The sequence below is a fragment of the Kribbella sp. CA-253562 genome, from assembly GCF_050942265.1.
In the GTDB taxonomy this organism is placed as follows: domain Bacteria; phylum Actinomycetota; class Actinomycetes; order Propionibacteriales; family Kribbellaceae; genus Kribbella.
In genome coordinates, this window is sequence record NZ_CP192049.1 from 6,562,470 (window position 1) to 6,589,031 (window position 26,562).

Annotated in this window: 22 protein-coding genes; 13 read left to right on the forward strand and 9 right to left on the reverse strand. The window is 70.4% G+C overall.

Translation table 11 applies throughout. The features are described 5' to 3' along the window. The first annotated feature begins 116 nt into the window (after positions 1 to 116). The 4 genes from ACQPXM_RS30870 to ACQPXM_RS30885 all read left to right on the forward strand — a co-directional run bounded on the left by ACQPXM_RS30870 (position 117) and on the right by ACQPXM_RS30885 (position 3,649). Positions 117 to 827, forward strand: coding sequence for an SDR family NAD(P)-dependent oxidoreductase (locus ACQPXM_RS30870; protein WP_432940105.1), 711 nt, complete (start codon positions 117 to 119; stop codon positions 825 to 827). Positions 828 to 936: 109 nt separating this feature from the next. Further along, positions 937 to 1,674: a FadR/GntR family transcriptional regulator gene (locus ACQPXM_RS30875; RefSeq protein WP_432940107.1), complete on the forward strand. Its 738-nt coding sequence runs from the start codon at positions 937 to 939 to the stop codon at positions 1,672 to 1,674. Beyond that, on the forward strand, positions 1,671 to 2,816 hold the full coding sequence (dgoD, locus tag ACQPXM_RS30880; protein ID WP_432940109.1) for a galactonate dehydratase: 1,146 nt from the start codon (positions 1,671 to 1,673) through the stop codon (positions 2,814 to 2,816). The genes ACQPXM_RS30875 and dgoD overlap by 4 nt, the downstream gene beginning before the upstream one ends. Beyond that, positions 2,810 to 3,649, forward strand: a complete 840-nt coding sequence (locus ACQPXM_RS30885; protein ID WP_432940111.1) for a hypothetical protein — start codon at positions 2,810 to 2,812, stop codon at positions 3,647 to 3,649. The genes dgoD and ACQPXM_RS30885 overlap by 7 nt, the downstream gene beginning before the upstream one ends. A gap of 2 nt (positions 3,650 to 3,651) precedes the next feature. Here the strand turns inward: ACQPXM_RS30885 and ACQPXM_RS30890 are convergent, their stop codons facing one another. Continuing rightward, a complete protein-coding gene (locus tag ACQPXM_RS30890) occupies positions 3,652 to 5,526 on the reverse strand; it encodes an exo-alpha-sialidase (protein WP_432940113.1) in 1,875 nt (624 codons plus the stop codon). 133 nt (positions 5,527 to 5,659) lie between these two features. Between ACQPXM_RS30890 and ACQPXM_RS30895 the strand changes: the two genes are divergently transcribed. Together ACQPXM_RS30895 and ACQPXM_RS30900 are read left to right on the forward strand one after the other, a co-directional pair. Further along, a complete protein-coding gene (locus ACQPXM_RS30895) occupies positions 5,660 to 6,283 on the forward strand; it encodes a bifunctional 4-hydroxy-2-oxoglutarate aldolase/2-dehydro-3-deoxy-phosphogluconate aldolase (RefSeq protein ID WP_432940115.1) in 624 nt (207 codons plus the stop codon). Continuing rightward, positions 6,276 to 7,235, forward strand: coding sequence for a sugar kinase (locus ACQPXM_RS30900; RefSeq protein ID WP_432940116.1), 960 nt, complete (start codon positions 6,276 to 6,278; stop codon positions 7,233 to 7,235). The genes ACQPXM_RS30895 and ACQPXM_RS30900 overlap by 8 nt, the downstream gene beginning before the upstream one ends. Here the strand turns inward: ACQPXM_RS30900 and ACQPXM_RS30905 are convergent. Beyond that, entirely contained in the window at positions 7,232 to 7,849 is a 618-nt protein-coding gene (locus ACQPXM_RS30905; protein ID WP_432940118.1) for a TetR/AcrR family transcriptional regulator, read from the reverse strand. The genes ACQPXM_RS30900 and ACQPXM_RS30905 overlap by 4 nt on opposite strands. Before the next feature lie 96 nt (positions 7,850 to 7,945). On the opposite strand from ACQPXM_RS30905, the gene ACQPXM_RS30910 reads away from it, so the two are divergent. Continuing rightward, positions 7,946 to 8,692 (forward strand): SDR family NAD(P)-dependent oxidoreductase, encoded by a 747-nt coding sequence (locus ACQPXM_RS30910; protein ID WP_432940120.1) that lies wholly within the window; start codon positions 7,946 to 7,948, stop codon positions 8,690 to 8,692. A gap of 44 nt (positions 8,693 to 8,736) precedes the next feature. Next, on the forward strand, positions 8,737 to 9,549 hold the full coding sequence (locus tag ACQPXM_RS30915; protein ID WP_432940121.1) for an endonuclease/exonuclease/phosphatase family protein: 813 nt from the start codon (positions 8,737 to 8,739) through the stop codon (positions 9,547 to 9,549). 72 nt (positions 9,550 to 9,621) lie between these two features. On the opposite strand, the gene ACQPXM_RS30920 is transcribed toward ACQPXM_RS30915, so the two are convergent. Genes ACQPXM_RS30920 through ACQPXM_RS30930 form a run of 3 tightly spaced genes read right to left on the reverse strand, consistent with a single transcriptional unit; the run spans position 9,622 to position 13,706 of the window. Further along, complete coding sequence (locus tag ACQPXM_RS30920; RefSeq protein WP_432940122.1) at positions 9,622 to 11,094, reverse strand: ATP-binding protein; 1,473 nt, start codon at positions 11,092 to 11,094, stop codon at positions 9,622 to 9,624. 16 nt (positions 11,095 to 11,110) lie between these two features. Then, positions 11,111 to 12,772, reverse strand: a complete 1,662-nt coding sequence (locus ACQPXM_RS30925; protein WP_432940124.1) for an FAD-dependent oxidoreductase — start codon at positions 12,770 to 12,772, stop codon at positions 11,111 to 11,113. Positions 12,773 to 12,779: 7 nt separating this feature from the next. Beyond that, on the reverse strand, positions 12,780 to 13,706 hold the full coding sequence (locus ACQPXM_RS30930; protein WP_432940127.1) for an AraC family transcriptional regulator: 927 nt from the start codon (positions 13,704 to 13,706) through the stop codon (positions 12,780 to 12,782). A 126-nt stretch (positions 13,707 to 13,832) separates the two neighbouring features. Between ACQPXM_RS30930 and ACQPXM_RS30935 the strand changes: the two genes are divergently transcribed. After that, positions 13,833 to 14,753 carry an SDR family NAD(P)-dependent oxidoreductase gene (locus ACQPXM_RS30935; RefSeq protein WP_432940129.1) on the forward strand — a complete coding sequence of 307 codons (921 nt, stop codon included), beginning with the start codon at positions 13,833 to 13,835 and terminating at the stop codon, positions 14,751 to 14,753. Here the strand turns inward: ACQPXM_RS30935 and ACQPXM_RS30940 are convergent, their stop codons facing one another. Beyond that, positions 14,754 to 16,523 (reverse strand): chitinase, encoded by a 1,770-nt coding sequence (locus tag ACQPXM_RS30940; RefSeq protein WP_432940131.1) that lies wholly within the window; start codon positions 16,521 to 16,523, stop codon positions 14,754 to 14,756. A 224-nt stretch (positions 16,524 to 16,747) separates the two neighbouring features. Between ACQPXM_RS30940 and ACQPXM_RS30945 the strand changes: the two genes are divergently transcribed. Next, positions 16,748 to 19,744 (forward strand): S8 family peptidase, encoded by a 2,997-nt coding sequence (locus ACQPXM_RS30945; RefSeq protein ID WP_432940132.1) that lies wholly within the window; start codon positions 16,748 to 16,750, stop codon positions 19,742 to 19,744. 56 nt (positions 19,745 to 19,800) lie between these two features. On the opposite strand, the gene ACQPXM_RS30950 is transcribed toward ACQPXM_RS30945, so the two are convergent. The 3 genes from ACQPXM_RS30950 to ACQPXM_RS30960 form a co-directional block, all read right to left on the reverse strand. Further along, positions 19,801 to 20,280: a winged helix-turn-helix transcriptional regulator gene (locus ACQPXM_RS30950; protein WP_432940134.1), complete on the reverse strand. Its 480-nt coding sequence runs from the start codon at positions 20,278 to 20,280 to the stop codon at positions 19,801 to 19,803. Position 20,281: 1 nt separating this feature from the next. Further along, complete coding sequence (locus ACQPXM_RS30955) at positions 20,282 to 21,511, reverse strand: MFS transporter (RefSeq protein WP_432940135.1); 1,230 nt, start codon at positions 21,509 to 21,511, stop codon at positions 20,282 to 20,284. Between the two features lie 64 nt (positions 21,512 to 21,575). After that, positions 21,576 to 22,355 carry a hypothetical protein gene (locus ACQPXM_RS30960; RefSeq protein ID WP_432940137.1) on the reverse strand — a complete coding sequence of 260 codons (780 nt, stop codon included), beginning with the start codon at positions 22,353 to 22,355 and terminating at the stop codon, positions 21,576 to 21,578. A gap of 675 nt (positions 22,356 to 23,030) precedes the next feature. On the opposite strand from ACQPXM_RS30960, the gene ACQPXM_RS30965 reads away from it, so the two are divergent. From ACQPXM_RS30965 to ligD, 3 genes are read left to right on the forward strand one after another with little or no spacing between them, the layout of a single operon-like run. Next, entirely contained in the window at positions 23,031 to 24,308 is a 1,278-nt protein-coding gene (locus tag ACQPXM_RS30965; RefSeq protein WP_432940139.1) for a helix-turn-helix domain-containing protein, read from the forward strand. Between the two features lie 37 nt (positions 24,309 to 24,345). Continuing rightward, the gene (locus ACQPXM_RS30970) at positions 24,346 to 25,443 is read left to right on the forward strand and encodes a branched-chain amino acid aminotransferase (protein WP_432940140.1); all 1,098 of its coding nucleotides are present in this window, start codon (positions 24,346 to 24,348) and stop codon (positions 25,441 to 25,443) included. A gap of 36 nt (positions 25,444 to 25,479) precedes the next feature. After that, complete coding sequence (gene ligD, locus ACQPXM_RS30975; protein ID WP_432940142.1) at positions 25,480 to 26,559, forward strand: non-homologous end-joining DNA ligase; 1,080 nt, start codon at positions 25,480 to 25,482, stop codon at positions 26,557 to 26,559. Positions 26,560 to 26,562: the final 3 nt, after the last annotated feature.

Sequence of the window (26,562 nt, forward strand, 5' to 3'; positions counted from 1 at the left end):
CGGCGGCGACCACGAAGGTGTCAATATTAATTCGTAAATTACGAGCAAATAGCTTGACGTGACCCCGTGCTCACGATCAACTGAGGACTCGTTCATCGTTGGAAGGGGACAGCTGCGTGCGCGTGATCGTGGTGACCGGTGCCGCCACCGGGATCGGTGCGGCGTGCACCGAGCGGCTGCTCGCCGACGGCGACGCCGTCGTCCAGGTGGACATCCAGCCCTGCAAGGAGATCCCGGGCCGCGCGATCGCCGTACTGGGTGACGTCTCCTCCCCCGACACGTGGGCCGAGGTGCTGTCCCGCGGACGCGACGAGCTCGGCCCGATCAGTGGCCTGGTCAGCAACGCGTACACCGTCGACGTACGGCCGGCCCACGAACTCACCCCGGCCTCCTGGCAGCGACAGCTCGACGTCAACCTCACCGCCGCGTTCCTCGCCTTCAAGACCCTGTACGACGACCTGGCGGCCGCCCGCGGATCAGTGGTGCTGGTGTCGTCGGTGCACGCGCTCGCCGGCATCCCCGGCCATCCGGCGTACGCCGCGACCAAAGGCGCCCTGGTCTCGCTCGGTCGCCAGCTGGCGGTTGAGTACGGCGGCTCAATCCGGGTGAACACTGTGCTGCCGGGCCCGGTCGACACCGCGGCCTGGGACCGGGTCAGTGCCGAGGGCAAGGAACAGAGCGCGCGGGCGACCGCCGTCGGGCGGCTCGGCCGGCCCGACGAGGTCGCGGCCGCGGTCGCCTTCCTGCTGTCGGAGCAGGCGTCGTTCGTGACCGCGGCGACACTGGCCGTCGACGGCGGCTGGTCCGCGGTCAAGGACTCGGCGTGACGGCGGTGAGCGGGATCCGCACGGGTACAAGAACACGGGACAGGGCCGCGGCACGCTGGATCGCGGCGGACCGGACAGCGACGGGCAGCACAGTGATGGGGAGAGCGACGTGACGGGGATTCAACGAGGGACGTCGCGCGGTCTGCACGGGCAGATCGTCGAGGTGATGGCCCAGCGCATCCTGTCGGGGCAGATCCCCGAGGGCGCGACGATCAACGTGCCCGACCTGCAGGCCGATCTCGGCGTCAGCCTGACCGCCGTCCGGGAGGCGCTGAAGGTGCTGACCGCCAAGGGACTGGTCGACGCCCGGCAGAAGCGCGGCACGTTCGTCCGGCCGCGGTCGGACTGGAACCTGCTCGACGCGGACATGATCCGCTGGCACTTCGACGACGACGTGCGGCCCGAGCTGCTCGAGGAACTGCACGAGGTGCGCGGCATCGTCGAACCGGCCGCTGCCCGGCTGGCCGCGATCCGGGCCGCGGAGTCCGACCTGGCCGCGCTGGACACGGCACTGGCGGCGATGGCCTCGGCGACCGACGACCTGGCCGCGGCCCACGCCGACCTCGCGTTCCACAAGGCCTTGCTGGCCGCGACCGGCAACGAGCTCCTGACCAAGATGGAGGTCATCATGGAGACCGGCCTGGCCGGGCGCGATCGGCTGGTGCACAAGGCGAAACCGTCCGACGACCCGGTGCCCAGCCACCAGCGCGTGGTCGAGGCGGTGCGGGCCGGTGATCCCGAAGGCGCCGAACTGGCGATGCGGGAGTTGCTGGCCAAGGCGGCCGAAGACCTGTCGGACGTGCGCAGTACCGGCGTACGGACGTCGAAGGCGCGGGGCCGCCGGTGAAGATCGAACGGATCGAGACGTTCCTGGTCCCGCCCCGATGGTTGTTCTGCCGGATCGAGACCAGCGACGGGGTCGTCGGCTGGGGAGAGCCGGTGGTCGAGGGCCGCGCCGAGGTGGTGCGGACGGCGATCGACGTCCTGTCGGAGTACCTGATCGGCCAGGACCCGCTGCAGATCGAGCGGCACTGGCAGATCCTCAGCAAGGGCGGGTTCTACCGCGGCGGCCCGGTGCTGAGCAGCGCCGTCGCCGGGCTCGACCACGCGCTGTGGGACATCGCCGGCAAGGTGTACGACGCTCCGGTGTCGTCGCTGCTCGGCGGCCGGGTCCGGGACCGGGCGCGGGTCTACGCGTGGGTCGGCGGCGACGAACCGGCCGAGATCGCGGACCAGGTCGCCGAGCAGGTGGCGGCCGGGATGACGGCCGTGAAGATGAACGCCAGCGGGCGGATCCAGCCGTCGCCGTCCCGGGCGGAGATCGCCGCGATCGTCGACCGGCTGGCCGCGGCGCGCTCGGCGCTCGGCGACGAGCTGGACGTCGCGATCGACCTGCACGGCCGGGTCGGGGTCGCAGGCGCTCGCCGGATTCTCCGCGCGGTCGAGGACCAGCATCCGCTCTTCGTCGAGGAGCCGGTGCTGCCGGAGCACCTGCGTCACCTGCCGTCGATCGTGGACGGCACGACCGTGCCGATCGCCCTGGGAGAACGGCTCTACAGCCGCTCGGAGTTCCTGCCGGCGCTGGATGCCGGAGTCGCCGTCGTCCAGCCGGACGTGTCCCATGCGGGCGGGATCTCCGAGTTGCGGCGGATCGCTTCGCTGGCCGAAACGCACGGCGCGCTGTTCGCGCCGCACTGCCCGCTCGGACCGATCTCGCTGGCCGCTTCGCTGCAGGTCTCGTTCGCGACGCCGAACTTCCTGATCCAGGAGCAGAGCCGCGGGATCCACTACAACGTCGCGAGCGACCTCACGGCGTACGTCGTGGATCCGGCGCCGTTCACCTGGGTCGACGGGCACGCGGAGTGGAATCCCCTGCCGGGGCTCGGCATCACGGTGGACGAAGCCGCCGTCCGGGCTGCCGATCAGAAGGGGCACGCCTGGCGCAATCCGTCGTGGACGCATGACGACGGTTCGTTCGCGGAATGGTGAGCGCGACAGTCGGCGTCGACCTCGGCGACGGTGGGCGGTGGACGTCGTTGCGGCTGGGCGGCCGCGAGTGGCTGTGGGCCGGGCCCGGGCTCGTGTCGGGGCCGCGGACCGGGCATGCGGTGTTCACCGACGCCGGTGGACTCGACGAGTGCTTTCCGACGGTCCGAGGGACTCCTGATCACGGCGGTCTGTGGAATCAGGTGTGGACCGACGACAGCGAGTGGGACACGGTTCGGTGGGACGGCGTGGTGCTGCGGCGACGGATGAACGGTGGCACTCGCCCGGACGCCGCTGTCCCGCGTGCCGACACCGGTGTGGTCTGGGCCGACTACGAGCTCACCGCTCCCCCGGGCTATCGGTTCGTGTGGGCCGCGCATGCGCTGCTCGACTGTGCGGTGGGTGCTTCGGTCAACGTTCCGCACGGGACTGTTTGCCGGCTCTATCCCGAGGCAGCTCCCCTGCTCGGCACCCCCTGGCCCGATGCCCCGTGGGTGGAAGGCAGGTGGCCCGCGCCGGGCGGCATCCACCTCGGGACCTTCGGCCCCTCCGACGGCAGCGCCGTCGGGGCGATTCTCGACTCTCCGACAGCGTCGGTCCGGGATCGAGGGCTGGAGCTGACCTTCGACTTGAGTTGTCCGGGGCAACCTGTTTCGACGGCGCTGTGGCGGAACCTGGAGGGCTTCCCCGAAGGAGCGCCGTACCGGAGTCTGGGCGTGGAACCGATGCTCGGCCGGGTCTTCGACCTGGCCGAGGCCGGACCCGACGACGCGGCGGTCGTGCCGGACAGCGGACGGCTGACCTGGCGGCTGGTCGTGTCCGCCAGGCCAGTCTGATGTCAGCCGAGCGGCAGGTCGAGTACGGCGTTCGGTACGGCGGTGGAGTTGGTCGTGCGGATGCTGGTCAGCTCGGCGGCCGTGAGCGCACGCCGGTAGACACGGACCTCGTCGAGCGCGCCATCGAAGTGGTGCAGTCCGTCGAGCCGCTGGCCGACGTACATCCTGAACGGGCGGGCGGGGCTGATCGATCCGGCCGGCGCGGCGACCGATCCCACCTGTGTGCCGTCGACCCACAGCGACAGCGTCCCGGCTCTGCGCTGCAGGGCGACGTGGTGCCAGGCGTTGTCGTTGTACGCCCTGGTGGAGGCGACCGCCGCGGTGCTGCCGTTGGTGGTGATCAGGCCGCGGATGCGTTGGTCGGCCGGCTCCGCGCGCAGCCAGAACTGGGAGAACTCGTTCATCCCGTAGCCCCAGAAGATGGCCTGCGGCGCCGTGCTCGCGCCGTACCTGATCCAGCTCATCACGGTGAAGTCGCCGGCGCCGAGCGCCAGCGATTCGGCGTACGGGAGCTGGATCGCGTCGTCGGTGCCGTCGAGGTCGCGGGCCTGACCGAACTTGCCGGTGACGGCCGTCGTACCGCCGCGCAGGTAGCTGTGATTGCCGAGCCCGGACACGTCTGGAGTGGTCGGACCGATCGCGCCGTCCGGGTGACCGATGTCGGTCTCGGTGAACCGCGCGAACCGGATCTGGTCGCGGGCGTCGACCGCGCCGCCCTCGTACAGCAGACCGATCTCTCCGGTGCCGAGCACGGTCAGGTCGGAGTATCCGGACCAGTCGCTGGTGATTCGAGTGCCCTGGGCAACGGTCTGCCAGGTCTTCCCCTCGTCGAAGGTCGACCGGATGGTCAGGTAGCGCCGCCGCTCCGGATCGGCCGGGGCGGCGAAGAGGATGCGGTTGTACTTCGCGCCTTGGTCGGTCGCGCGCAACCGGAGGAGCGAGCCCTGGACAGTCGGTGTGGTCAGCTCGGGAATCGACGCGTACGGCGCGACGTAGGTCTGCCCGCCGTCGTTGCTGACCGCGAAAGCCCGGTTGTTGCCCGCGCTGCCGCCGTTGTTGCGGGCACCGGCATAGATGCTGCCGTCAACTCTCTCGACCACGCTGATCTCCTGCGGGACCAGCGCGTCGGACCGCAGATCGGTCGCGCCCTTGTGCCAGGTCTCGCCGTGGTCGTCGCTGTAGACGAGCTGCCCGGCGTGCTTGCCGCCGACGTCGTAGTTCGTCCCGGCCACCAGCCGGCCCTTGTGCGCGCCGCGGGTCAGTTGGATGCCGTGCACCGGTCCGGTCGCGTACCAGCCCCAGGCCGGGTCGTCGATCTGGCCGCCGAGGTTGCGCGCCTTGCTGAACGTCAGCCCGTCGTCGTCACTGAACTGCACGTACGGCGTCCGCGGGCGATCGGTCCCGGTGCCGGGGTCCATCGTCGTGAGCAGCACGATCCGGCCGGTCTCGTGGTCGACGATCGGCGTCGGGTTGCCGCGGGTCGCGACGGCGTTCGGGTCGGTGTCGGTGCCGGACAGCACGATCTTCTGCGGCGACCAGGTCCGGCCGTTGTCGGTGGACCGGCGCATCACCAGGTCGATCTCCTGGGAGTCGCCACACCAGGTACGCCGGGCTTCGGCGAACGCGAGCAGGGTCCCGGCCTTGGTCCGGACGATGGCGGGGATCCGGTAGCAGCCGTAGCCGGCTCCGCCTTTGTCGAAGAGCACGGTCTGCGTGATCGCGGCGGGTTGATTGGTCGCTGCCGGTTGACCGGTCGCGGCCGTCGGGTTGGTGACGAAGTGACGGTTCGCCAGGGCCGGTGTTGCGGTGGCCGGCGGGATGATCGTGGCCGCTTGCAGCAGCAGCGCGATCGCGAGCAGGCGGAGGGATTTGGGCATGAGGTCCTGCCTTCCGAGAGCAAACGGAAAGTGAACAACGGGGCGGATGCCTACTCAGGTAACTTTTCTCCAGTTATCTGACAACTGCAAGACCCTGCACCGGATCGACTAGCGTTTCGAGCGTGGAGGAATCATGGAGCTGCTGACCGAACTGAGCCGTCGCAAGGTGCTCGCGATCATTCGCGCGGACGGGCCGGACCGCGCCCTGGCGTGCATCCGGACGCTGGTCGGCGCCGGGATCACCGCGCTCGAGGTCTCCCTGACCACGCCCGGCGCGACCGAGGCGATCGCCAAGGCGCGGTCGGAGTTCGACCCCTCGATTCTGATCGGCGCCGGCACCGTCATCACGCCCGAACAAGCCGACGAGGTCGCCGCCGCCCGCGCGACCTTCACCGTCACCCCGGCGATCACGCGCGGCGCTCACCGCAGCGTCGAGCTCGGACTGCCGCTGCTGTGCGGCGCCCTCACCCCGACCGAGGTCGTCGCGGCGCTCGACCTGGGCGCGCTGGCGGTGAAGATCTTCCCCGCGAAGGTCTACGGGCCCAGCTACTTCCGCGAACTGCGCGCTCCGCTGCCGAACGCTCCGCTGATCGCGGTCGGCGGCGTCGACGCGGCTGTCACCCCCGAGTACCTGGCCGCGGGAGCGCTGGCCGTCGGCGTCGGTTCTCCCCTGCTCGGCGACGCCGGCACCGGAGGCTCGCAAGAAGCCTTGGCCGCGCGCGCGAAGGACTTCCTCCAGGCGGTGGCCGATGCCTGACCAGTCGGACGCCGGCGGGCCGGAGGTGTTGACGCTCGGCGAGGCGATGGTCTCGATCCGGACGAAGGCCGCGCTGCGCCTCGGCGGTGAAGCCCACCTGTCCGTCGCCGGCTCGGAGAGCAACGTCGCGATCGGGCTCGCCCGACTGGGTCATCAGGCCGCGTGGATCGGTGCTGTCGGCAACGACGAGCCGGGACGGCTGATCCAGCGGACTCTGCGCGCCGAGGGCGTCGACACGTCGTACGTGCGATTCTCCGACACCGACTTCACCGGGTTCATCGCGTTCGACCAGCCGGCGCACGACATCACGCGAGTCAGCTACCACCGGCGCGGCTCGGCGGGATCGACGCTGACGCCGGCCGAGTGCACGGCCGCGATTGCCGCCGCCGGCCCCAAACTTCTGCACCTCACCGGCATCACGCCAGCGCTGTCCGACACCGCTCGCGCCGCCACGATCGCGGCCGCCGAGGCCGCCGCCGGGATCGGCGTACGGGTGTCGCTGGACGTCAACTACCGCGGCCGCCTCTGGTCCCGATCGGCTGCAGCTGATTGCCTGCGGCAACTTCTTCCGCAGGTGCGGACGGTTTTCGCCTCCGAGGACGAACTCGACCTGCTCACCGACGCCACCGATCCGGTCGCCGCTCTGCTCGGCAGCGGGGTCGAGGAGGTCGTCGTCACCGCCGGCGGCAAGGGCGCCTGGTCGCATTCCAGCGCCGGCAGCCTGCACCAGCCGGCCCTCCAGGTCACCGTCGTCGACAGCATCGGAGCCGGCGACGCCTTCGTCTCGGGCTACCTCTCCGCCACTCTCGACGACCTGTCCCCCGAAGCCCGCCTCACCCGCGCCGCGACGTCAGGTGCCTTCTGCGTCGGCGCATACGGCGACTGGGAGTCCCTGCCGACCCGCGACGACCTCACGCTCATCAGCCACGCCCACGGCACTGCACTGCGCTAGACCTTCGGCGCGGCCTGCGGCAGCGGTCTGGCCGCCTGGGGCTGCAGGCCGTCGAAGGTCAGCGCCAGGTACCGTTGCCAGAGCTCCGGCGACTCCGCGAGCAGCGGGGCCGCCGTCTGGTAAACCCCGGTGAGCAGCAACATCACGTCCTGGCCGGTGATGTCGTCGCGGACGGCGCCCTCGCGGCGCGCCCGATCGACCAGGGCGCCGACCGCCGCGTCGAGCCGCTCGATCTTGACCCGCACCAGCGGGTGACGCCGTACGGACGCACCCGCGGCGACGTCGCAGAACGCCTGATTGTGGACCTGCAGGTCGATGCCCGCGGTCATGAACTCGCGCAGCGCCGCCGCGGCGTCGTCGGCGGTCAGCAGCTTCTCCGCGGTCGCGATCAGGTCGTCGACCATCTCGTCGACGATGGCCGCGACCAGGTCGTCCTTGCTCGCGAAGTGCCGGAAGACGGTGCCCTTGCCGAGTCCCGCGGCCTGCGCGATCTCCGCCACCGACGCCTCGGTCCCGCGCTCGGCGAACACCGCCCGGGCCGCAGACAGCAGCAGTGCGCGACTCCGGACGGCGTCCGCCCGCAGCGGCCGGTCGGTTGCCTCGCTCGGGTTCACACCCGCCAGCATACCTAAGTTGACCACCCGGTCCGGTTGAGTGCTACGGTTGCTAAACGGACCACCCGGTCAGGTTAGATTCGAGAGAGGAATCCCATGCAGTCACTGGAAGGCAAGGTCGCGCTCGTCACCGGAGCGTCGTCGGGCATCGGCGCCGCGGTCGCCGTCGCGTTGGCGAACGCCGGAGCTCACGTCGCGGCGGGCGCACGGCGTACCGATCGACTGGCCGAACTCGCGCCTCGCGTCGCCGCGGGAGCCGCGGGCGAGATCCTGCCGGTGAAACTCGACGTCGCCGACGAGCAGTCCGTCCGGGACGCCGTCGCCACCACCGTCGAGCACTTCGGCCGGCTCGACGTCGTGGTCAGCAACGCCGGCGTCATGCTCGTCGGCCCGGTCCAGGGCGCCGACACCGCGGACTGGACGCGCATGGTGAACACCAACCTGCTCGGCAGCATGTACGTCGCCCACGCCGCGCTGCCGTACCTGCTGGAAAGCAAGGGCACGCTCGTCCAGACGTCCTCGACCGCGGGCCGGTCCGCCTCGGCCGGCAGCGGCGCCTACGCCGCCACGAAGTTCGGCGTCAACGCCTTCGCCGAAGCCCTTCGCCAGGAGGTCACCACCCAAGGCGTCCGCGTCGTGCTGATCGAACCCGGCATGGTCGACACCGAACTCGCCAGCCACGTCACGGACCCCACGATGCTGGCAATGGCCGAGCAGCTCTACGCGTCCGTCCGCACGCTTCGGCCCGAAGACATCGCCAACGCCGTCCTGTACGCCGTCACGCAGCCCGGCCATGTCGCGGTCAACGAACTGCTCGTCCGCCCCACCGACCAGGTCGCCTGATTCACCGCGCCGCCGCTGGGTACGCGGTCCGGCGAGGAGGTGTCATGGCGTCGACACTGAAGGTTGCCACGCTCAACATCTGGTGCAAACACGGTGACTGGCCGGCTCGGCGGGACGTCCTGCGCGCCGAGTTCGAGCGGCTCCGGCCCGACCTCATCGCCCTGCAGGAGACCGTGGTCAACGACGAGTACGACCAGGTACGGGACCTGCTCGGCGACGAGTACCACGTGATCCACCAGGGCCGCCGGGCCCGCGAAGGAGTCGGCTGCTCGATCGCCGCCCGGTGGGAGCCGCAGGACGTTCACGAGGTCGACCACCTCGTCACCGACCGCGTCAATCCGACGGACTTCGTCGGGCGCAGCACGCTGGCCGAGTTCGACACTCCCGTCGGCCGGGTCCTGCTGGCCCACCACAAGCCGAACTGGCAGATCCCGTACGAGCGCGAACGCGAACTGCAGGCGGTCGACGCCGCCCGGGCGGTCGAGCGCGCGGTGGACGGGCGGCCGGACCTCCACGTCGTGCTGGCCGGCGACTTCGACGCGCGGCCCGAGACCGCCAGCATCCGGTTCTGGACCGGTCGGCAGTCGCTCGGCGGCCTCAGCGTGAACTACCAGGACGCCTGGGAGTTCGCGCACCCCGGCGATCCGGGCCACACGTTCACGATCGAGAACCCGCTGATCGTCGCCGAGTCGGACTGGTCCCGGATCCCGCCCCGGCGGATCGACTACCTGATGGTCCGCTGCGACGACCGCGGGCCGACGCTGCGGATCCGGTCCTGCGATCGCCTGCTCGCCCAGCCGGTCGACGGCGTGCACGGCAGCGACCACTTCGGCGTCGTCGCCGATCTCGGCGGGTGAGCCGCGGACGCCAGTACGACAGGCCCGCCGACCGCGGCGGTGAGCGCCGGTACGACGTACCGGCGCCCGCCGTCAGATCAGCGCGGCTTGGGCCTCGATCTCCTGCTGCGGGTCGAGCGGCAGGACGATCTTGAAGACGGTGTTGCCCGGCTCGGATTCGACGCGCAGATCGCCGTGGTGCTTCTTGACCACGATCCGCCAGGAGATGTCCAGGCCGAGGCCGGTGCCTTCGCCGATCGGCTTGGTGGTGAAAAACGGCTCGAAGATCCGGCGGCGGATCTCCGGCGGGATGCCGGGACCGGTGTCGCCGATCTCGACCACGGCGTACGCGCCGTCGCGGCGGGTGCGCAGGGTCAGCGTGCCGGAGCCGTCCATCGCGCTCACGGCGTTGTCGATGATGTTGGTCCAGACCTGGTTCAGCTCCGCGGCGTACGCCGGGATCGCGGGCAGGTCGGGGTCGAAGTCCTTGACCACCTCGATGCCCTGCAGCTTGCCCGACATCATCACCAGCGTCGACTTGATCAGCTCGCGCAGGTCGACCACCTGGAACGGCGCCCGGTCGATCTGCGAGTACTGCTTGGCGGCGCCGACCAGCGTCGAGATCCGGGTCACCGAGTCGTCGATCTCGTTCATCAGCGACTCGGTGTCGATCGTGTACATCAGCCAGCGCACCGCGCCTTCCAGGTACGCCGGTCCGACCGCGGTCAGCACGTCCTCCATCCACGGCACGTCCAGGCCGGCCGCGGCCAGCACCGGCGCGACGTCCCAGCTGGCCTGGACGCCGTGGTCGTCGAGCCAGTCGGCCAGGGTGTCCTCGGCGTCGGACAGGTCCAGCGGCGAGACCTCCTTGCCGACCGTTTTGGCCAGCCGCTCGACCGCGGCCTCCTGCAGCTCGACGATCTGGTGCAGCTTGGTGGCGTCAAGGGTGCCGTCGGCAAGCATCGCCAGCTTGCTGCGCATCCCGGCGACCCGCTGCCGCAGCGTCGCCGAGGCCCGGACGGCGGCCGCGGCCGGGTTGTTCAGCTCGTGGGTCAGACCGGCCGACAGCGAACCGAGGGCGAGCAGCCGCTCGCGCTCCCCCATCGTCTCGTTGGTCCGCCGCATGCCCTGGACGAAACCGTCGATCAGGTGCACCGCCATCGGGAACCACTGGTTCATCATCGTGGCCATCGTCTCGGCGGTGATCACGAAGAACGTGGACGGCTCGAGCACCCGCATGGTCGCGTTGTACGACTTGCGCTCGTCGGCGCCGAGGAACGCGGTCACCGCACCGGCGTACACACCACGCTGGGTGCTCCGGTTGATCTCCACCTCTTCGCCGTGCGACAGCTTGCACATCCGCAACCCACCGGTCAGCAGGATGTAGCAGCAGGCCGCCTCGTCGCCCTCGGTGAAAACGACGCCGTCCTCGTACGACTCGACGGTGCCCTCGCGCGCGAGCCAGCCGAGCTGCTCGTCGGTCAGGCTCTCGAACAGGAACAGCGTGCGCAGCTCGTCGATGCTGATCCGCTGCGGCTCGCGCTCCGTGGTCTCCGCGGCACTCATCGGACCGTCTCCTCGTTCACAACATCTCCAGGTATCGGTGCACCAAGGTCACGGCCATGGCTCCGTCGCCGACCGCCGACGCGACCCGTTTGACCGACTCGGCCCGGACGTCGCCGGCCGCGAAGACGCCCGGCATCGAGGTCTCCAGGTGGTACGGCTCCCGCTCCAGCGACCAGCCCGGCGGCTTGCCGCGCAGGTCCGGACCGGTCAGCACGAAGCCGCGGTCGTCGCGCAGCAGGTCGCCCGGCAGCCAGTCGGTCCGAGGTGCGGCGCCGATGAACACGAACATCCACTCCGTGTCCACCTCCCGCGTCTCGCCGGTCGCGCTGTTCTGCAGGGTCAGCCGCTCCAGGTGCTCCGACCCCTTGCAGGACAGCACCTGCGTACAGGTGTGGACCTCGATGTTGTCGATGGCGTCGATCTGGTTGATCAGGTACGACGACATGGTCGCCTCGAGCGACGGACCTCTCACCAGCATATGCACGCGCTTGGCATGGTTGCTGAAGTAGACCGCGGCCTGGCCGGCGGAGTTCGCCCCGCCGATGATGTAGACCTCCTGGCCGGCACAGCTCGGGCCCTCGGTGGTCGCCGAGCCGTAGTAGATGCCGCGGCCGCACAGCTCGTCGACGCCCGGCGCCTGGAGCGTCCGGTACGAGACGCCGGTCGCGAGGATCACCGAGTGGGCGGAGATCTCGCTGCCGTCGGAGAACTTGAGGCGCCGGGCGGAGCCGAGCGTGTCGAGCCCGACCACCTGACGAGCGGTCAGCAGCTCGGCACCGAAGCGCTGCGCCTGCCGCCGGGCGCGGTCGGTCAGCTGGGCGCCGGAGACTCCGTCGGGAAAGCCCAGGTAGTTCTCGATCCGGCTCGACTGGCCGGCCTGACCGCCGGTGGCCAACTGCTCGACCAGCACGGTCCGCAGGCCTTCGCTCGCGCCGTACACGGCCGCGCCGAGGCCGGCGGGCCCGCCGCCGACCACGACCAGGTCGTAGAAGTTCTCCGCCGGCGCGGTCGACAGCCCGACCTTCGCGGCCAGGTCGGCCTCGGTCGGCGCCACCATGACCGTGCCGTCCGGGGTGATCACGACCGGCAGGGTGGAGCCGTCGACACCGGCGGCTTCGAGCAGCCGCTTGCTCTCGTCGTCGTCCACGCCGTACCAGCGGTAGGGCACGGCGTTGCGGGCCAGGAAGTCACGGGCCGCGAACGACGGCGCGGACCAGCGGTGGCCGATCACCCGGGTCTCGTCGGTGGACGGCTCCGGCGTCGAGCGCCACAGCTCGAGCATCGAGTCGACGACCGGGTAGAGCTTCTCCTCCGGCGGGTTCCACGGCTTGAGCAGGTAGTGATCGAGGTCGACCACGTTGATCGCCTGGATCGCGGCGTCGGTGTCGGCGTACGCCGTCAGCAGCACCCGGCGGGCGAGCGGGAACAGGTCCATCGCCTGCTCCAGGAACTCGATCCCGGTCATCTGCGGCATCCGGTAGTCGGCCAGCAGCAGCGCGACCGGCTCACCGCGCAGCTTGAGCTCGCGCAACGCCTCCAGCGCCTGCGGCCCGGTCTCGGCCCGGACGATCCGGTGCTGCTCGCCGTACCGGCGGCGAAGATCGCGGGCAATCGACCGGGACACCCCCGGATCGTCGTCCACGGTGATGATCACCGGGCGGGAAGTCGACGCTGTCATGGCTCCTTCATACCAGCGCCCGGCCAACTCCGGGAGCGGTTTCAGAGCGCACCCGGTACCGGTAGCGCAGCGGTGACTCTCCGACCGCACGCTTGAACGCCGTACTGAAGGCACTTTCAGACCCGTAGCCGAGGTCGTTGGCCAGCTCGCCGACCCGGGCGTCGCCGTCGCGCAGGGCCCGCTGCGCGAGCAGCATCCGCCACTGGTTGAGATAGGTCAGCGGCGGCACGCCGGCCACGCGGCGGAAGCGTTCGGCGAACGAAGTCCGCGACATCGCCGCGATCCGGGCCAGCTCGTCCAGGTGCCAGGACTTGCCCGGCTCGGCGTGCATCAGGCTGAGCGCCGGTTCGAGCCGTTCGTCGGTCAGCAGCCGGAGCCAGCCCGCGGGGAGGTCGGTCTGGTCGACGTACGCGCGCAGTACTTCGAGCAGCAGAAGCTGGCCGTGCTGGCGGATCGCGAAGGTCGAGCCCATCCGGTTGGCGCTGACCTCGTCGAACAGCCGGTAGACCGTGGCGCGCAGGTTGGCGGCGGCCGCCGTCGCCCGGACGTGGGCCACCGGCGGAAGCGCCTGGAACAGCAGCGCCTGACCGGCCGGGTTGAGGTCGATCCGGCCGCCGACCACGATGTCGTCGGCGGTGAGGTCGGCTTCGAGCAGCCGGGCGTTCTCCTCCGGGACGATCTCGCGCCGCGGTCCGTCGCCGGTGCCGCCTTCGAGCCGCAGCCACTTCCGGTGGTTGAGAATCACGACGTCGCCCGGCTCGAGCTCCGCGTCGCCGCCGTCCGTGGTCAGGCGGGCCCGCCCGCTCACCAGCGCCATGAACTTGAGCTGCTCCTCGATCGGCCCCCGCGACACCCACGGCCCTCGGACGGCGAACCCACCCGAGACCAGCCCGCGCACCTCGACGAGGTCGAACACCTGTGACAGCTGGTCCATCTCCGTACTCTCGCGCAAGAAATCCGAACTGACAACCATTCAGCGTACGGCCGAGTGTGCCTAGCGTGGCGGCATGACTCAGAAACCATCGGCTCTCCCTTCACCGCGGCCTCGACGGCCGACGACGTGCTCGCCGGCATCGACCTGTCCGGCAAGAATGTCGTCGTGACCGGCGGGCACGTCGGCATCGGCCTGGAAACCACCCGCGCTTTCTCGAAAGCCGGCGCCCGCGTTGTCGTGGGCTCCCGCAGTCCTGACCGCGCTGCCGAAGCCCTGTCCGGCCTCGACCGCGTCGAGGTGGCGCCGCTCGATCTGCTCGACCCCGCGTCGATCGACGCTTTCGCCGACCGCCACCTCGATCGTCGGCTGCACATCCTGATCAACAACGCCGGCATCATGGCGACCCCGCTGCACCGCGACGCCCGCGGCTACGAATCGCAGTTCGCCACCAACCACCTCGGCCACTTTCAGCTCGCCCTGGCGCTCCTGCCCGCCCTGCGCGCCGCCCACGGCGCTCGCGTCGTCAACGTCTCCTCCGGCGGTCACCGCCTGTCCGGCATCCGCTGGGACGACCCGCACTTCCACACCGGCTACGACCCGATGCTCGCCTACGGCCAGTCCAAGACCGCCAACGTCCTGTTCGCCGTGGAACTCGACCGTCGCTTCGCCGACGAAGGCATCCGCGGCTACGCCGTACACCCCGGCATCATCGTCGGCACCAACCTCGGCACCGCCACCGACGACCAGCTCCGCGCCATGGGCCTGATCGACGACTCCGGCCACCCGATCATCGATCCCGCTCGCGGCCAGAAGACGCCCCAGCAGGGCGCCGCGACCAGCGTCTTCGCGGCGACCAGCCCGTTGCTCGCGGACATCGGCGGCGTCTACCTGAGAGACAACGAGGTCTCCCCGCTCGACGACTCCGCACCGAAACCCATTGCCTTCGGCACCGAACCGATCCCGGTCGCCGACGTCGTACCGCACGCCGTCGACCCGGACTCGGCCCAGCTCCTCTGGGACTTGAGCGAGCAACTCCTCAAGGGCTGATCACGGCAGCGCCGCCAGGTACGGCGCGTGGCTGTTCTGGAATTCCCAGTTGTAGTACTTGTCCCAGTTGATCGACCAGGTCATCAAGCCCCGGAACGACGGGCTGGCGCCGCCGCGGAGGGTGTAGCCCCCGCAGTTCTGGCCTTTGACGAGGCAGTCGAGGGCCTGGTGGACGGCTGCGGGGGCGGTGTAGCCGTTGCCGGCGCTGACGGCGGCGGGGAGGCCGAAGGCGATCTGGTCCTGGCGCAGGCCGGGGAAGGTGTGGCCGGTGTTGGCGACCGGGAAGCCGGCCTTGATCATGTCGGTCATCGCGATGTGGAAGTCGGCGCCGCCCATCGTGTGGTACTGGTTGTCGAGGCCCATCACCGGGCCGGAGTTGTAGTCCTGGACGTGCAGGACGGTGAGCGCGTCGCGCAGGGCGTGGATGACCGGCAGGTACGAGCCGGTCCGGTTGTCGCCGCCGCTCGAGCCGCCGTAGTGCTGGTAGCCGACCTGGACGAAAAACGTCTCCGGGGCCATCGTCAGGACGAAGCCCGCGCCGTACTTGGCCTTGAGCGTCTTCAGGGCCGAGATCAGGTTCACGATCACCGGGGTGGTCGGGTTGCGGAAGTCGGTGTCACCGGCGTTGAGGTAGAGCGAGTGGCCTTCGAAGTCGATGTCCAGACCGTCCAGGCCCCAGCGGTCGATGATCGCGCTGACCGAGCTGACGAAGGCGTCGCGGGCCGCCGTACTGGTCAGCTGGACCTGACCGTTGGCACCGCCGATCGAGATCAGGACCTTCTTGCCGGCCGCCTGCTTGGCCTTGATCGCGGCCAGGAACTCGGCGTCGCTCTCGACGTTCGGGCACTCCGCCGCCGGGCAGCGGTTGAACCGGATGTCGCCCGACGTCGCCGTCGTCGGTTCGCCGAAGGACAGGTTGATGCTGTTCCAGGCCGCGGGTACGTCGGCCATCCGGACGTAGCCCGAGCCGTTGGCGAAGCTGGCGTGCAGGTAGCCGATCAGCGCATGCTTCGGCAGACCGGTGTTCGTGCAGCCCGAGGTGGTTGCCGAGGCCACTGCCGACTTCGCCGACTCACCGTTGCTGTTGTAGGCGGCAACCGAGTAGCTGTGACTGGTGCAGGCACCGAGGCCGTCGATCGTCGTACTGGTGCCGGTGACGGTCTTGACCACCGTGGAGCCCTCGTAGACCCGGTAGCCGGTCACTGTGCCGGTGGAGGCCCCCCAGCTCAGTCCGATCGAGCTGTTGGTCGTGCTGGTCACCGAGGGAGCGCCGGGGACACTCGGCGCTCCCTGCGTCGGCGGGTTGCCGCCAGGACCGTCCAGGTTCACGTCGTCCGCCTGGTACGCCGGTTGCCCGTACCAGCCGTGCAGGTAGATCTGTGCCGAGGTCTGCGACGCCGAAGTGGTGAAGGACACGGTGAGCTGCGTGTAGCTACTGGCCGACGGCGTCCAGGTCGAGGCGCCGCCCGTCACACCCAGGTAGACGTAGGACCCACGGACCCAGGCCGACAGCGTGTACGCCGTACTGGGCTGCACCGCAACGGTCTGGCTGCACTGGGCGGTGTCGGAGCTGGTCACCGCTCCGTTGAGCGCGTGGCTCCCGGTCCGGACCGGGCTGGACACCACCGACCCGCCGGAGCAGGTCCAGCCAGTCAGCGAGCCGCTCTCGAAGCCGGGGTTGGTCAGCAGGTTCGCGGCTTGGGCGGAAGAGGGGACAGCGACCAGTCCGGCGACGACGAGCAGCAAGGCGGCCAGCAACCGTGCACGCATGAGTGGACCTCCTGGGGCGGGTCCATTAAGTAGAGAAGCTCCGAAACTCGCCGTCAAGGCACCGCGGCTGTCGGCTAACCGACGCTGTCCGGAAGCCGACGCGTCGCTGGCAGTTTCCCGTCACTGGCTAGATCGAGCCAAAACAGTGTGTTCGCGCCGACGAGCTGGGAAGCTCTTCGCCGACCAAGCCGCACCCTTGGAGGCCTTGAGTGAACCATCTGTCCTTGCGTCGACGGACCGCCCTCACAGCGGCCGCCGTCCTGAGCCTGACCGCTTTCGCGGCACCCGCCGGTAACGCGGCGCTGACCGAGCCGCCACCCGGCTCGCCACCCAGCTCCGGGCTCGCAGCCAAGCTGCCTACGTTTGTCCCGGGCAAGTACGTCGTCACGCTGGCCGAGAAGCCGGTCGCGACGTACCAGGGCGGCGTGGCCGGGCTGAAGGCCACCAAGCCGGCCAAGGGCCGCAAGGTGGACACCGGCAGCACCGACGGGCAGCGCTACCGCAACTACTTGACCGGGCGGCACCAGCAAGTCGCAGGGAAGGTCGGCGCCAAGGTCACCCGGAACTACTCCACCGCACTGAACGCGTTCGTCGCCGACCTGACCGGCCAGCAGGCCGCTCAGCTCAGCAAGACCGCCGGTGTCGTCTCGGTGGTCCCGGACCAGCTCCGGAAGGCCCTGGACGACAAGAAGCCCGCCGACTTCCTCAAGCTGTCCGGCAGCCAGGGCGTCTGGAAGAAGCTCGGCGGCCAGGCCGACGCCGGCAAGGGCGTCGTGGTCGGCATCATCGACACCGGGATCTGGCCGGAGAGCGCGTCGCTGGCCGGACCGAAGCTCGGCACCAAGGCGACCCCCGGCGACCCGTACCGGCCCTACCGCTCGGGCACGACCACGATCATGCACAAGGCCGACGGCAGCACCTTCACCGGACAGTGCGCCACCGGCGAGGACTTCACCGCCGACCAGTGCAACACCAAGCTGATCAGCGCCCGGTACTTCGGTGACGCGTGGCTGAGCATGGTGCCGCCGGAAGGCCGAGAGGACTACGTGTCGCCGCGCGACGGCAACGGTCACGGCACTCACACCGCGACCACGTCGGCCGGCAAGTACGGCATCGACGTGGCCGAGGGCGGGATCAACTTCGGCACCGTCTCCGGCGTCGCGCCGGCCGCCAAGATCGCCGTCTACAAGGCGCTGTGGGAGGGCAAGGACGGCGTCAACTCCGGCGGCGCCACCTCCGACATCCTGGCCGCGATCGACCAGGCCGTCGCCGACGGCGTCGACGTGATCAACTACTCGGTCGGCTCGATCTTCGAGTCGTCGCACGTCGACCCGGTCCAGCTGGCCTTCCTTTCCGCCGCGTCGGCCGGCATCTTCGTATCCGCCGCCGGCGGCAACTCAGGCCCGGACCCCTCGACGCTGGACAACACCTCCCCGTGGGTGACCACGGTCGGCGCCAGCACGGTCGCGCCGTACGCCGGAACTGTTGTGCTGGGCAACGGCCAGAAGTTCGCCGGCGTCAGCACGACCCTGGGCCGCCAGAGCGCCACGGTCGGCCTGCTGAACGGTCCGCGCGCCAAGCTCGCGGGCGTCACCGACTACGACGCGACGAACTGCCTGCCGAACACGCTCGACCCGGCCAAGACCGCCGGCAAGATCGTCGTCTGCGAGCGCGGCGTCGGTGCCCGGGTCGACAAGTCGGCCGAGGTGAAGCGGGCCGGCGGCATCGGCATGGTTCTGCTGAACCTGTTCCACCAGGACGCGCTGGGCGACTCCCACACCGTTCCGACCGTTCACCTGGACGCGCCGGACTCCCTGACGGTCCAGGCGTACGCCGCCACCGACAACGCCACCGCACAGCTCGTGCCGGGCAACACGAGTGGCGTCAGTACGCCGTACCCGCAGATGGCCGAGTTCTCCTCGCGTGGCCCGTCGCTGTCGAGCCACGGCGACCTGCTGAAGCCCGACCTGGCGGCCCCCGGTGTCAACGTGCTCGCCGCTGTCGCGCCGCCGACCAACGGCGGTCAGAGCTACGCCTTCTACTCCGGTACGTCGATGGCGGCGCCGCACATCGCCGGGCTGGCCGCGCTCTACCTCGCCAAGCACCCGGACTGGTCGCCGATGGCAGTCAAGTCGGCGCTGATGACCACCACCAGCGACGTACTGGGATCCGACGGCAAGCTGGACCCGAACCCGTACGCCCGTGGCGCCGGTGAGGTGCAGCCGTCGAAGATGCTGGACCCCGGTCTGGTCTACGACTCCGGTGACGCGGACTGGCTCGGCTACCTGGAGGGCAACGGCGTCAACACCGGCACCGGTGCTCCCGCGATCGACCCCAGCGACTACAACGCCCCGTCGATCGCAGTCGGCCAGCTGGTCGGCACGCAGACCATCACCCGCCGGGTCACGGCCGTCACGCCGGGTCTGTACCGCGCCACCGTTTCGGTGCCGGGCATGAAGGCCGTCGTCTCGCCGTCCATCCTGAACTTCAGCGAGGCCGGCCAGACCAAGACCTTCACAGTGCAGCTGACCCAGGACACCGCCACCTCCAACCAGACCACCAGCGGCTGGCTGACCTGGCAGGGCGCGAACACCTCGGTCCGCAGCCCGATCGCCGTCGTACCGACCTCCACGCTCGCTCCCAGCGAGGTGTCCGGCTCCGGCGCGTCCGGCAGCGTGTCCTTCCAGGCCACGTCGGGCAAGGCCGGGTCACCGCTGCTGGGCTACGGCATGGTGTCGGCGCCGTCCGTACCGGGTGCCGTCGCGGCCGGTACGCCGGACGCCGAGCTGCCGAACTACCCGGTGACCGCCACCGCGAGCACCAAGGCGATCCAGTGGAACGTCAAGGCCACCGAACCGAACGCCAGCATCTGGATGGTGCTCTACAAGGTGGTCAACGGCCAGATGCAGCTGCTGTCCTTCCAGGGCAACGGCTCCAGCCAGGCCACCGCCTCGGTGGCAGCACCGACGCCGGGTGTCTGGGGCGTGCTGACCATCACCCTCAGCAACCCGCCTGGCGCCTCCACCACGGAGTACGGCATGCAGACGAACGTCGTGACGGCCGACTCGGGCCGGGCGCTCAGCGTCACGCCGGGCCAGGCACCTGCGGCCTTCACGCCGTTCCCCGTGACCGCGTCGTGGGCCGGTGTCCCGACCGACCGGCGCTCCACCGGGTACGTCGAGTACCCGAACGGGGTGGGCACGGTCGTGACCGTCAACTGATCACCTGACAGCACAGTGGCGGGCCGGGTCTGTTCGACCGGCCCGCCACTGGCGTTTCACCGCCAGGTACGGCGATCAGCCCGGCCGCCCGGCACCGGCTCGAACACGACCTCGCCGTCCGGTACGGCGGCACCGGACCGGTCGACGAAACCGACCGAGACCAGTTCGCCGGTCCGGGTGTCGCGCCGGAGCACGGTCGGCCCGTCGGCCGGCGGGACGTGCTCGTCACCCCACTGCTGCAGCGCGGCCAGCACGATCTTCAGGTCCTGGCCGGCCCGCGTCAGGTGGTACGACGACCTGGCCCGCTCGCCGGCGTCCCGGTACTCGCGCTTCTCCAGGATGCCCGCGTCGACCAGCGTGGCCAGGCGGCTGGTCAGGATGTTCGGCGCGATGCCGAGCACGTCGCGGAACTCGGCGAACCGGGTGGCGCCGACATGCGCCTCGCGCAGGATCAGGAAGGCCCAGCGGTCGCCGACGATGTTCACCGTTCGGGCGATCGAGCAGTGCGGCTCGGTGGTGGCCTTCGTCTGCGTCATCTCAACTCCTGTGCAACGCCGGGGCGACGCCCACGACCGTGAGCACGAGCAGCCCGAGGGAACCGATCAGGATCGTGCCGAGCAGCAACGCCGTGCTCAGACCCGAGGCCGTCGCCACGATACCCAGGGTCAGCGCGATGGCGCCCTGCAGGACATAGGCGACCAGGTAGACCGCGGAGATCGTCCCGCCACGGTGGTGAGCCGGGGCGTGTGCGTTGATCAGGCCGAGACCGCCGGAGAACAGCAGGCCGTACGCGATGCCACTCAGCCCGGTGGTGACGAGGAAGACCGGCAGGGAGTGCGCCTGGGCCGAGTACTCGAGCAGGGCGAGTCCGACCAGCGTGATGGCGGCCCCGATCAGGACCAGCCGGCGGGGCGGGAAGCGCCGGGCCAGGACCGCGGTCACGCCGATCATCACCGAGGTGATCGACAGGATCAGGCCGATGGTGAAGATGTTCGCGGTGCCGATCAACTGCTGGGCGATCTCGGCTCCCAGCGCCAGGAACACCGAGCCGAACGCGTAGGCCGTGGTCACGGCCGCGGCGGCACCGGCGTACAGGACTCGGATGCCTTTCGGTACGACGATCGGGCGCGGGCGCCACTTGCCGCGGCTCTCGTCCCTGGTGTGCGGGGGCAGCCGCCAGACGAAGCCGAGCACGACGACGATCACGCCGAGCAGCACCCAGAAGTCGAGGTGCAGCGGGAGCGGTGCGTACTGGACCAGGCCGCCGCCGACGATCGTGGCCAAGGCCAGCCCGGCCGCGGTCGACGCGGTGACGACCGAGGAGGCGCGGGACGCGCGGCCCTCGGCGCTGAATTCGACCGCTGCCGCGGTGGCCGCCGTCAGGGCGAGACCGACGCCGGCGCCCATCAGCGCGCGGCCGGCGTAGACCCAACCGACCGACGGGGCGACGGCGAAGAGCAGGACTCCGAGCAGCATGGCGCCGACGCCGTACAGCATGGTCGCGCGGCGGCCGATGTAGTCCGAGACCTGACCGAAGACGAGGAGGAAGACCACCAGGACCACCGGGTAGACCGCGAAGATCGCGGTGGTGGCGGTCGGTGACAGCATCCACGTGGAGGCGTAGAGCGGGTACGTCGTGGTCGGCGCCGCGCTGGTCCACAGACTGACCGCCGCAACGGCGGCCGCCGTCCAGAAGCTGGCCCGGCGGCTCAGGGGCCGGGATTTCCTGTGGCGCGCGATGGCGACCGGAAGCTGGAGAGTGCTCATGATGATCAGAACACCTGGGTAGCGAAATGCTATCCAGCTCCAGCGGTGATCTGCGTCACCCTACTCAGATCCAGCGGCGGCGCGCGGCTTGCACGCCCGCCTGGAACCGGGTCTGGGCGCCGAGCGACTCCATCAGCGCGCGGACCCGGCGCTGGGTCGTCCGGGGACTGATCCGGAGCCGCCGGCTGATCATGTCGTCGGTCGCCCCGCCGGCCAGCAGCAGAAGCACGTCGCGGTCGTGCGGCCGCAGTCCGGCGAAGTCTCCGTCGAACGGCAGCGCCGGCATCGGGACCGCCAGCGCCCAGAGCATCTCGAACGTCGCGATCAGTCCGTCGAGCAGCCCTGACGACCGGATCAGCAGATGCTGCTCCGACGGCGACCGCTTGGTCAGCCCGATCAGCGCGGTGTCGTCGTCGCCCACCGCCATCTTCAGCGGCACCTGCGCGAGCACCCGGCTGCGCTCCCCCGCCGCCTGCAGCTCGGGCAGCACTCCCATGATGTCCTCGCTCTCGAACACCTCGGTGCCGTAGATCGCCCGGTAGGTCACCCCCGCGTGCAGCCGCTCCAGCTCCAGCGCCTGCTGCGTCGAGGGCGGCGTCACGTACGGCGGGCGGTCGAGCACGCGGACCTCCCGCGTCGCGTCCTCCTGCAGTTGCTCGTAGGCGCGCAGCAGGGTCGGCCCGTCCTCGATCAGCTCGACCTGGTTGCCGGTGAGCACCGGCTTGCCCCGGGACCCGCGCAGCTCGTCGGCCACGCTGCGCAGCCGAGCCAGCTGAGCGTCGAGCTCATCGAGCGGATCGGCGCCGGTCGCCGGCTGCGCCGGCCCCTCCACTTCTCCCTGCACCGCCCAGCCTCCCGATATCGTGCACGATCGATCGAACAGCTCAGACTAAACCTCGGCCTCGCCGGCCGGCAGCGTCGTCTCGTCACAAGCCGCACCGCAGGCACGGCCACCACTGTCCACACCGCACGCACCGCCCGTCCGCTCCGGGAGCGGGCAGGTACGGGCCCGGCCGCCCTGCCGGTCGCTCCGCCGGCTCGTCCGTACGCCGTTCCGGCGGCTCGTCCGTACGCCGCTCCGCTGACGGGCTCCCGGCCGCGGCACGGCCCTCGCTCCACCGCACCTCAGTACTGCCGTCCCGGCCGTGCCCGGCGAGCAACGCGTCCAGTCCGCCCGACCACACCGAGACAGCAGTCCCCTGCCCACACCACCGCACGGCCACCACCCCATCCGCCCACAGCACCCCTTCCGCCACCGCGCCACCACCGTCGGACCGCACCAGCCAGAAGGCGCGCGGCGGCCCCTGCTGCGTCATCCCCTGTCGGTCCACACCAGCAATCGTCACCACCGGTCACTTGCCCTACCAGGTGTGATCTGTGGGCTCTCCAAACAGCCCACAGCCACCAGCCACTCGTTGGGGGCTGCGTGGGAGCCACTGCCCCACTTTCTGTCGGTAGGCCCTTGTAGCGTTCCAGACACGCACCGCAACCACCGGGCGTGAGCAGTGGGGGAGGACCTGTGGCTGAGGCAGCACTGGAACCGTTCGGCGTCCAGCTGAGGAGGTGCCGCCAGGCAGCCGCCCTGAGCCTGCGCCAGCTCGCAACCCGGGTCGGCTACGACCACAGCTACCTGTCCCAGGTCGAGCGAGGCCGCCGCCCGGGCTCGCTTCACTTGGCGCGCCTGTGTGACCGAGAGCTGGGCACCACCGGCACCCTCACGCAGGCCTTCGACCGGTTACGCCGTCCAGCACCTGAGCCCGGCGGGTACACCGCGCCGGCCGCCCGCCTCGGCGCGGTGCCCCTCGACGGCATGGGCTTGGTGGGCGCGGACCTGCTGGAGGCTGTGCGGCACCGGGTGGCCGGGTCGTTCGGCCAGTCGGCGGTGGGAGTCGAGTGGTGTGCCGCGACCGGCGCGTACGCGCGGGACTTCGGTGTCACCCCAGCGGCCGAGCTGCTGCCTGAGCTGACGGCTGACCTCGACCTCCTGCACCGGACGCCCGGACCGGCAGCCGAGCTCGCGGCACCGGCGGCTGAGTTCGCCGTACTGATCGCACTGACGCTGTCGACGCTCGGCCGGTGCCGGGCCGCCGAGCGGTGGTGGCGGACCGCCCGGGCGGCTGCTGACAGTTCCGCCACGCCATGGATCGCCAGCCAGGCCAGGAGTTGGCAGGTGATCAGCTGGACGGCTGAGTCCGGTGTCGACCGAGCAGGCGCAAAAAGAGCAGCCGACCTGCTGCAGGCCGGTATCGAGGCGCTCACGCTGGCAGAGCAGCCGCACGACCGGGCTCGTGCCTTGGCGGCTCAGGCTCGGCTGCTCGCCGTACTCGGTAGACCCGAGGAAGCTCGGCAGGCCGTGCGATTGCTGCCGCCTGCGGAGGACAGTCCGCCATCGGTCTTCGGCTGGGCGTCGTACGAGCCGGTGAGCTTGGCGAGCTTCGTGCACACCGTGCTGGGCGACACAGCCTCGGCGTACGTGGCGCTGGATCGTGCGCTCGGGTTGTGCCCGGCCGAGCGGAGGCGGGAGGGCGCTGAGCTTCGCCTGTTGCTGGCGGAGTGCCTGGTCCTGGACGGCGACGTGTCGACCGGTCTGGCGATGGCGATGCGCACTCTGGTCGAGCTGGAGGACCAGTGGCACAGCCCGAGCCTGTACGACGCGGGCGGGCGGGTGCTGGCCGCCGTACAAGGCAAAGAGCTGACCAGACCGGCAGTGCGGGACTACCGCGAGCTGCTGCGGCGGCGGCCCTTCGCGGGCCGCAGTGTGGGCAGCGGGTCGAGTCCGGGCGAGGGGCAGGGGTAGCGTGCCGAGCGTGACGACGGCAGACCATGGAGTGGCGATGACAGACGCGTGGGACTTCCAGCTGGAGCTGCGCAGCGATCCGGCGAGCGCGGCGGCGCGGTCAGCGGTGCTGGACAAGCCCGGCTTCGGCCAGGCGTTCACCGACCACATGGTCGTCGCGTCCTGGTCGGCCGAGCGCGGCTGGTTCGACCAGAAGGTGACCGGCTTCGCGCCGCTCAAGGTGAGCCCGGCGGCCGCCGTACTGCACTATGCGCAGGAGATCTTCGAAGGACTGAAGGCCTACCGGCACGAGGACGGCTCGGTCTGGTCGTTCCGTCCGGAGCTCAACGCGGCCCGCTTCCGCCGGAGCGCACGGCGACTCGCTCTGCCCCAGGTGGAGGAGCAGGACTTCATCGCGGCGCTGCGCGCGCTGCTGACCGTCGACGAGGCCTGGGTGCCGGCGACCGGCTCCGGTGAGAGCAGCCTGTACCTGCGGCCGTACATGATCGCCACCGAGGCGGCGCTCAGCGTCCGCCCGGCCACCGAGGTGCTGTTCGGGGTGATCGCGTCGCCGGCCGGCGCGTACTTCGAGACCGGCCCGAAGCCGGTGTCGATCTGGCTGACCACGTCGTCGATCCGCGCCACCCCGGGCGGCACCGGCGCCGCCAAGTGCGGTGGCAACTACGCCGCCAGCTTGGCCGCCTTCGCCGAGGCAGTCGCCAACGGCTGCGACCAGGTCGCCTTCGTCGACGCGGTCGAGCGCCGCTGGCTGGAGGAGATCGGCAGCATGAACCTGTTCTTCGTGCACGCCGACGGCACGATCGTCACGCCCGAGCTGTCCGGCTCGATCCTCGAGGGCGTCACCCGGACCTCGGTGCTCGACCTGGCCCGCGACCTCGGCCACAGGGTCGAAGAGCGCCGGGTCTCGGCCGACGAGTGGCGCGACGGCGTCCGCTCCGGGCAGATCACCGAGGTCTTCGCCTCCGGTACGGCGGCCGTCATCACGCCCATCGGCCGCCTCGCCTGGCCCGACGGCGAGGTCGTGATCGGCGACCACTCCGTCGGCCCGGTCACCGCGACCCTGCGCAAGACCCTGCTCGACCTGCAGTACGGCCGGATTCCCGACACGCACGGCTGGCTCACCCGGCTGGTCTGAGTGCTGGTTGTCCCCTCGGGCGGTTAGGTTGGCGGTATGGCGGAATCGTCAGCAGGGTCCAAGGGTGCGGCGAAGAAGACTGCGGCTGCGGGGAAGAAGTCAGCGGCGAAGAAGACCGCCGCCGCAGGAAAGCAGCCCGCGGCGAAGAAGGCCGCCAAGAGCAAGAGCCCGGCGATCGAGCTCGAGGTCGGTGAGCGCACGGTCCGGATCTCCAACCCGGACCGGGTCTACTTCCCGGCCCGCGGCGAGACCAAGCTCGACCTGGTGAAGTACTACCTGTCGGTCGGCGACGGGATCGTCCGGGCGCTGCGGGAGCGGCCGTGCATGCTGCACCGGTTCCCCGACGGCGTCGCGGGCGAGAAGGTGCACCAGAAGCGGCTGCCGCACGGCGCGCCGCCGTGGATGGAGACCGTGCAGGTCAAGTTCCCCCGCTACAACCGGACCGCCGACGAGCTGTGTGTCACCGAGGTCGCGCACGTGGCCTGGGCGGTGCAGATGTCGACGGTCGAGTTCCACCCGTGGAACAGCCGGCGCGCCGACACCGAGAAGCCTGACGAGTGGCGGATCGATCTCGACCCGATGCCGGACTGCCCGTTCGACCGGGTCCGCCGGGTCGCGCACGTCGCGCACGAGGTCCTCGACGAGCTCGGCGCCGACGGCTACCCGAAGACGTCCGGCGGCTCCGGGATCCACATCTACGTCCGGATCAAACCCGAGCACGGCTTCACCGACGTACGCCGCGCGGCGCTGGCGTTCGCCCGCGAGGTGGAGCGGCGCGCGCCCGACGACGTCACCACCACCTGGTGGCGCAAGGACCGTGATCCGGCGAAACTGTTCGTCGATTTCAACCAGAACGCGCGAGATCACACGATCGCCGCCGCGTACTCGGTGCGCGGCAACCCCGAGGGCACGGTGTCCACGCCGATCCGCTGGGACGAGATCGACGACGTCGAGCCGCGTGAGTTCACGATCGCCACCGTCCCGGCCCGCTTCGCCGAGCTCGGCGATTTGCACGAGACGATCGACGACAACCCCTACACGCTCGACACGCTGCTCGAGTGGGCCGAGCGCGACGAACGCGAAGGCGCCGAACCGCCCCCTCCACCGGAGGAGTGATCA